Source organism: Micromonospora sp. NPDC051006 (genome assembly GCF_044456245.1).
Taxonomy (GTDB): Bacteria; Actinomycetota; Actinomycetes; order Mycobacteriales; family Micromonosporaceae; genus Micromonospora.
Map to the genome: position 1 here is coordinate 84,935 of NZ_JBITFP010000025.1, position 6,259 is coordinate 91,193.

Annotated in this window: 6 protein-coding genes; 5 read left to right on the forward strand and 1 reads right to left on the reverse strand. The window is 68.8% G+C overall.

Annotation, left to right across the window (positions count from 1 at the left end; translation table 11 throughout):
* Positions 1 to 59: 59 nt before the first annotated feature.
* From tig to ACIBBA_RS28450, 5 genes are all read left to right on the forward strand, one after another.
* Positions 60 to 1,406: a trigger factor gene (gene tig, locus ACIBBA_RS28430; RefSeq protein ID WP_396701193.1), complete on the forward strand. Its 1,347-nt coding sequence runs from the start codon at positions 60 to 62 to the stop codon at positions 1,404 to 1,406.
* 171 nt (positions 1,407 to 1,577) lie between these two features.
* Positions 1,578 to 2,219: an ATP-dependent Clp protease proteolytic subunit gene (locus tag ACIBBA_RS28435; protein WP_350872100.1), complete on the forward strand. Its 642-nt coding sequence runs from the start codon at positions 1,578 to 1,580 to the stop codon at positions 2,217 to 2,219.
* A 10-nt stretch (positions 2,220 to 2,229) separates the two neighbouring features.
* Complete coding sequence (locus ACIBBA_RS28440; protein ID WP_091595842.1) at positions 2,230 to 2,892, forward strand: ATP-dependent Clp protease proteolytic subunit; 663 nt, start codon at positions 2,230 to 2,232, stop codon at positions 2,890 to 2,892.
* A 209-nt stretch (positions 2,893 to 3,101) separates the two neighbouring features.
* Complete coding sequence (gene clpX / locus ACIBBA_RS28445; RefSeq protein ID WP_350872104.1) at positions 3,102 to 4,397, forward strand: ATP-dependent Clp protease ATP-binding subunit ClpX; 1,296 nt, start codon at positions 3,102 to 3,104, stop codon at positions 4,395 to 4,397.
* 124 nt (positions 4,398 to 4,521) lie between these two features.
* A complete protein-coding gene (locus ACIBBA_RS28450) occupies positions 4,522 to 5,319 on the forward strand; it encodes a carbon-nitrogen hydrolase family protein (protein WP_396701196.1) in 798 nt (265 codons plus the stop codon).
* Positions 5,320 to 5,415: 96 nt separating this feature from the next.
* On the opposite strand, the gene ACIBBA_RS28455 is transcribed toward ACIBBA_RS28450, so the two are convergent.
* Complete coding sequence (locus ACIBBA_RS28455; protein ID WP_396701197.1) at positions 5,416 to 5,643, reverse strand: hypothetical protein; 228 nt, start codon at positions 5,641 to 5,643, stop codon at positions 5,416 to 5,418.
* Positions 5,644 to 6,259: the final 616 nt, after the last annotated feature.

Sequence of the window (6,259 nt, forward strand, 5' to 3'; positions counted from 1 at the left end):
TACACTCGATGGGCTGAATCACGCCCAGACTCAACTGAGATCCGTCAAGGAGTACGCCTGTGAAGAGCACCGTCGAGACTCTGAGCCCGACGCGCGTTCGGCTCGCCATCGAGGTGCCGTTCGTCGAGCTCGAGCCGAGCCTCAGGAAGGCGTACCGGGAGATCGGCTCGCAGGTCCAGGTTCCCGGCTTCCGCCGGGGCAAGGTGCCGACCGCCGTCATCGACCAGCGGGTGGGCCGGGGCACCGTCCTCAACGAGGCCGTGCAGGACGCCATCCCGGAGAACATCCTGGCCGCCGTCCGCGAGCACGACCTGAAGACGCTCGGTCGCCCCGAGGTCGAGATCACCGAGTTCAACGACGGTGACTCCCTCAACTTCACGGCCGAGGTCGACGTCCGCCCGGAGATCACCCTGCCCGACCTGGCCACCGTCGAGGTGACCGTGGACGAGCTGCAGATCGACGAGAGCGAGATCGACGAGCAGGTGAAGAACCTGCGTGAGCGGTTCGCGACCCTGAAGACCGTCGAGCGCGCCGCCCAGGAGGGCGACTACGTCCAGATCGACCTGAACGCCACGGTCGACGGCGAGGACGTGCCGGGCGGCTCGGCGAGCAACATCTCGCACGAGGTCGGCAGCAAGCAGCTTCTGCCGGGTCTGGACGAGGCCGTGGAGGGCCTTGCGGCCGGCGACACCACCACCTTCACCACCCAGCTCGTCGGCGGCGACTTCGCCGGCCGGGACGCCGAGGTGGCGGTGACCGTGCGCACGGTCAAGGAGAAGGAGCTGCCGGAGCTCGACGACGACTTCGCCCAGATGGCGAGCGAGTTCGACACGATCGAGGAGCTCCGCAACGACCTGCGCGAGCGGGTCAGCCGGGGCAAGCAGGTCGAGCAGATCTACGCCGCCCGGGACAAGGCCCTGGAGCAGCTGGTCGCCGCCGCCGAGGTGCCGGCGCCGGAGGGGGTCGTCCGCGAGGAGGTCGACAGCCGCAAGCAGGCCATGATCGACCAGCTGGAGCGGATCGGCGCCACCCTGGAGGACTACCTCGCCTCGGAGGAGAAGACCGAGGAGCAGATCGACGCCGAGCTGACCGAGGCGGCGACCGAGGGGGTCAAGGTCCAGCTGCTGCTGGACACCCTGGCCGACGCCGAGGACGTCCAGGTCTCCGACGACGAGTTCGGCCACGAGATCGTGCACCGGGCCCAGCGCGCCGGGATGGCCCCGCAGCAGTACTACGACCAGCTGGTGCGCTCGGGCGCGGCGGCCGCCGTCTTCGGCGACGTCCGGCGCGGCAAGGCGCTCGCTTCGGTGATGGAGCGGATCACGATCAAGGACAGCGCCGGCAACGAGGTCACCCTCGAGGCGCTGCGCGCGGCCAACGAGGCCGAGCACAACCACGAGCACTGATCGTCGGGTGAGGCCGTCGTCCGCCGGTTCCGGCGGGCGGCGGCCACAACCCTTTTTTCGGTACGGCCCGAGGGTGGCTGCGCTGAGAGCGAACAGTGCCACGACCGGGACTCTGCTGCCCGGCCCAGCGGTTAGGGTCGGGTAGGACGGTACGGAGAGCGAAGGGCTGCCATGACCGACATGCACATCCCAGCGAAGCCGCTCCGGGCGATCGATGCCCGAGGTGGCGACAACATTGGCAACCTCGACGACTCGGTCTACAACCGGTTGCTCAAGGAGCGGATCATCTTCCTGGGCAGCGAGGTGACCGACCAGGTCGCCAACCGCATCTGCGCGCAGCTGCTGCTGCTCGCCGCGGAGGACCCGGACCGCGACATCAACCTCTGGATCAACTCGCCGGGTGGCTCGGTCTACTCCGGCATGGCGATCTACGACACCATGCAGTTCATCGACAACGACGTCTCGACGGTGGCGATGGGCATGGCCGCCTCGATGGGCCAGCTGCTGCTCTGCGCGGGCACCAAGGGCAAGCGCTACGCCCTGCCGCACGCGCGGATCATGATGCACCAGCCGTCGGGTGGCGTGGGCGGCACCGCCGCCGACATCGCGATCCAGGCGGAGCAGATGCTCTACACCAAGCGGATGTTCCAGGAGCGGGTCGCGCACCACACCGGTCAGGCTCCCGAGCAGATCGAGGCCGACTCGGACCGCGACCGTTGGTTCACCGCCCAGGAGGCCGTGGACTACGGCTTCATCGACAAGGTCATCACCGGAGCCACCCAGGTTCCGGAAGGTGCCGGGACCCTGAGCTGAGGAGCTGACGATGACCGACCTGAGTTTGCCGCCCCAGTTCGCGGCCGTGCACAACCGCTACGTGCTGCCGTCGTTCGTCGAGCGCACGTCGTACGGGGTCAAGGAGTCCAACCCGTACAACAAGCTCTTCGAGGACCGGATCATCTTCCTCGGCGTCCAGGTGGACGACGCGTCGGCCAACGACGTGATGGCCCAGCTGCTGACGCTCGAGGGCACCGACCCGGACCGCGACATCATCATGTACATCAACTCGCCGGGTGGCTCGTTCACCGCCATGACGGCGATCTACGACACCATGCAGTACGTCCGGCCGGACATCCAGACCGTCTGCCTCGGCCAGGCCGCCAGCGCCGCGGCGGTGCTGCTCGCGGCCGGCACGCCGGGTAAGCGGATGGCGCTGCCGAACTCGCGGATCATCATCCACCAGCCGGCCACCGAGGGCGGCTACGGGCAGGGCTCGGACATCGAGATCCAGGCCCGGGAGATCCTGCGGATGCGGACCCAGCTGGAGGAGATGCTCTCCCGGCACTGCAACCAGCCGGTCGACAAGGTCCGCAAGGACATTGACCGTGACAAGATCATGACGGCCGAGGAGTCCCGCGAGTACGGGCTGGTCGACACGATCCTGACCAGCCGCAAGAAGGGCCTGCTGGCCGCCAACGCGGCCAGCTGACCGGTACCGGGTCGGAGGTCGGCCGGGGCGTTGATCCCGGCCGACCTCTGACACACCCGTTTTGGGGGTCGGAGAAAGCTCCGCCAGCGGGTAACGTCGGGTCTGTACCGCTTCGCTGGGACGACCTGGCGGGGTGAACGAGACGGGCGGGGCGTAGCCGCCGCAGGTCATGGCCGGGTCCCCGGCCGGTGAGTGCAGGGAGAACGTAGGTGGCACGGATCGGTGACGGCGGCGACCTACTCAAGTGCTCGTTCTGCGGCAAGTCGCAGAAGCAGGTCAAGAAGCTCATCGCGGGCCCCGGGGTCTACATCTGCGACGAGTGCATCGATCTCTGCAACGAGATCATCGAGGAAGAGCTGGCCGAGTCCGGCGAGGTGAAGTGGGAAGAGCTTCCCAAGCCGATGGAGATCTGCCAGTTCCTCGACAACTACGTCGTGGGGCAGGACCAGGCCAAGAAGGCGCTCGCCGTCGCGGTCTACAACCACTACAAGCGGATCCAGGCCGAGTCGGCCGGCGGGCCGGGCACCGGCGGCGACGCCGTCGAGCTGGCCAAGTCCAACATCCTCCTGCTCGGCCCCACCGGGTGCGGTAAGACCCACCTGGCGCAGACCCTGGCCCGGATGCTCAACGTCCCGTTCGCGATCGCCGACGCCACCGCGCTCACGGAGGCCGGCTACGTCGGTGAGGACGTCGAGAACATCCTCCTCAAGCTGATCCAGGCCGCCGACTACGACATCAAGCGCGCCGAGACCGGCATCATCTACATCGACGAGGTCGACAAGATCGCCCGCAAGTCGGAGAACCCGTCGATCACCCGGGACGTCTCCGGCGAGGGTGTGCAGCAGGCGCTGCTCAAGATGCTGGAAGGCACCGTGGCGAACGTGCCGCCGCAGGGCGGCCGGAAACACCCGCACCAGGAGTTCATCCAGATCGACACCACCAACGTGCTGTTCATCTGCGGTGGCGCCTTCGCCGGCCTGGACCAGATCATCGAGGCGCGTACGGGCCACGGTGGCACCGGCTTCGGCGCTCGGCTCCGGGCGGTCTCCGAGCGCTCGACCGACGACATCTTCAGCCAGGTGATGCCGGAGGACATGCTCAAGTTCGGGCTGATCCCCGAGTTCATCGGCCGGCTCCCGGTGATCACGAACGTGCGCAGCCTGGACCGTGAGGCGCTGGTGCGGATCCTCACCGAGCCGCGCAACGCGCTGGTCCGGCAATACCAGCGCCTCTTCGAGCTGGACGGCGTCGAGCTGGAGTTCGAAGAGCCTGCGCTGGAGGCGATCGCCGACCAGGCGATGCTGCGCGGCACCGGCGCCCGTGGGCTCCGCGCGATCATGGAGGAAGTGCTGCTCTCCGTGATGTACGAGGTGCCGAGCAACCCCGACGCCGCCCGGGTGCTGATCACCCGTGAGGTGGTCCTCGAGAACGTCAACCCGACGATCGTGCCCCGCGAGTTCACCGGCCGGCGTGCCCGCCGCGACCGCGAGGAGAAGTCGGCCTGACCGCCGTGCAGCAGGCCCGGCCGTCCCGGCCGCGGCCGGCTGCTGGCGGCGTCCACCCGGCCACGCGCCGGCGGTCCCTGGCCAACGCTGTCCCGGCGCCGCGCGCCCCCGTACGCTGAATTCCATGCGCGTCGCCGTCTGCCAGCTGAACGCCCGGGACGACCGCAAGGCGAATCTCGCCGCCGCGGAGTCGTTGCTGGAGCGCGCCGCCGCCGGTGGCGCGGACCTCGCGGTCCTGCCGGAGTACGTCGACTACCTAGGCCCCGCGGCCGGATCGCCCGCCCCGGAGCCGGTCGACGGTGAGGTGGGCCAGTTCTTCGCCGCCGTAGCCCGCCGGCTGGGAATCTGGGTGGTCGCCGGGTCGTTCCACGAGGCCGGGCCGGATCCGGAGCACACCTGGAACACCTCGCTGGTCTTCGACCGCGCCGGCGCGCTGGCCGCGAGCTATCGCAAGATCCACCTGTACGACGTGGAGATCCCCGGTCGGGTGTCCTATCGGGAGTCGGCGACGGTGGCCCCGGGGGACCAGCCGGTGACGATCACCGTGGAGGGCGTCCGGGTCGGCCTGTCGATCTGCTACGACCTGCGTTTTCCCGAGCTCTACCGCCGGCTCGCCACTGGGGGTGGAGCCCAGGTGCTGGTGGTGCCGGCCGCCTTCATGCTGCACACCGGTCGGGACCACTGGGAGGTGCTGCTACGCGCCCGGGCGATCGAGAACCAGTGCTACGTGCTGGCGGCCGGCCAGATCGGCGACCACGACCCGGGGCGGACCTGCTTCGGTCGCAGCATGGTGGTCGACCCCTGGGGGACGGTGCTCACTCAGGTGCCCGACGAGCCCGGTGTCGCCTTCGCGGACCTGGATCTCGAGCGGCTCGCCACCATCCGTGCCGAGTTGCCGAGCCTGGCCAACCGGCGGTTCTGATTCGTCCGTCGGCCGGCACCGGCAGGGTCCACGCCCAGGGGGCGGCGCGTCAGCAGCGCCGGGCCGGCACTGCGTCAGCGCCGAGCGGGCATCGGGTCAGCCCTGTAGTAGGACACCCACCAGGGCGAAGCCAGCGATCGCCGCGGCGGTGACCAGCAGCGCGGTGGTCATCCGGGACCGGCCGCGCCGGGCCAACCGGCCCACCGACAGGACGAGGACGACGAGCACGAACGCGCCGATGACCAGCTGCCAGAACGGCAGGAGGAGCCCGAGCAGCGCTTCCTCGGCGAGGAGGGTCGCCGGCGGCCGGGATACGTCATCCATGCCAGACACTCTGGCACGCCCAGGCGATCCGCGCGGCACTGTCGTCCGGCCTATCCACATCGGGCGATCGGGTCGGGGCGGCCGTCGGGTGCCAGGACCGGCGGAGGAGCCACAGTGACCGCCGTTGATTTGCCTTCTCCGGGCTGTCCGCGTAACTTTCTCTCTGCACGGGGGAGGCCGGACAAACCGGCCGAGAACGGGCGCCAGGCTTCGCGGCGGAAACGCCAACGAGACTGAGATCGGGCGGTGCGGAACACTCCGGGAAACACGGGGTTGCGAACGCGAAACCGACCGGGTAGAGTTCTGAGGCCGGCAGGAGCCGGGCGGATAGCCGCGAAGCGGCGATCGGCCGGTCTGCGGTTTCCCACGACAGCAACGACCGCCGGGTTTCGGCGTGCGTCGACGTGGGTCCGGATCTCACTTCGTTGATCACCTCGGAAACGGGGTTGACAACGCAAGTCGGTCCGAGTAGGTTAGAGAGGTTGCCCCGAGGGGCGCTCCGCGAAGCGGGGTTGCTGTTCGGTGTGTGGTTGTTCTTTGAGAACTCAACAGGGTGCTTGATAAGCCAGTGCCAATTATGATTTATACCCCGGACTGGTCGGGCCTTTTGGTTTGG

What these genes read in the sequence shown, in the direction of transcription:
- ACIBBA_RS28435 (WP_350872100.1), top strand. Translation starts at nt 1,578, where the DNA reads ATGACCGACATGCACATCCCAGCGAAGCCGCTCCGGGCGATCGATGCC.
- ACIBBA_RS28440 (WP_091595842.1), top strand. Translation starts at nt 2,230, where the DNA reads ATGACCGACCTGAGTTTGCCGCCCCAGTTCGCGGCCGTGCACAACCGC.
- ACIBBA_RS28450 (WP_396701196.1), top strand. Translation starts at nt 4,522, where the DNA reads ATGCGCGTCGCCGTCTGCCAGCTGAACGCCCGGGACGACCGCAAGGCG.
- ACIBBA_RS28455 (WP_396701197.1), bottom strand. Translation starts at nt 5,643, where the DNA reads ATGGATGACGTATCCCGGCCGCCGGCGACCCTCCTCGCCGAGGAAGCG.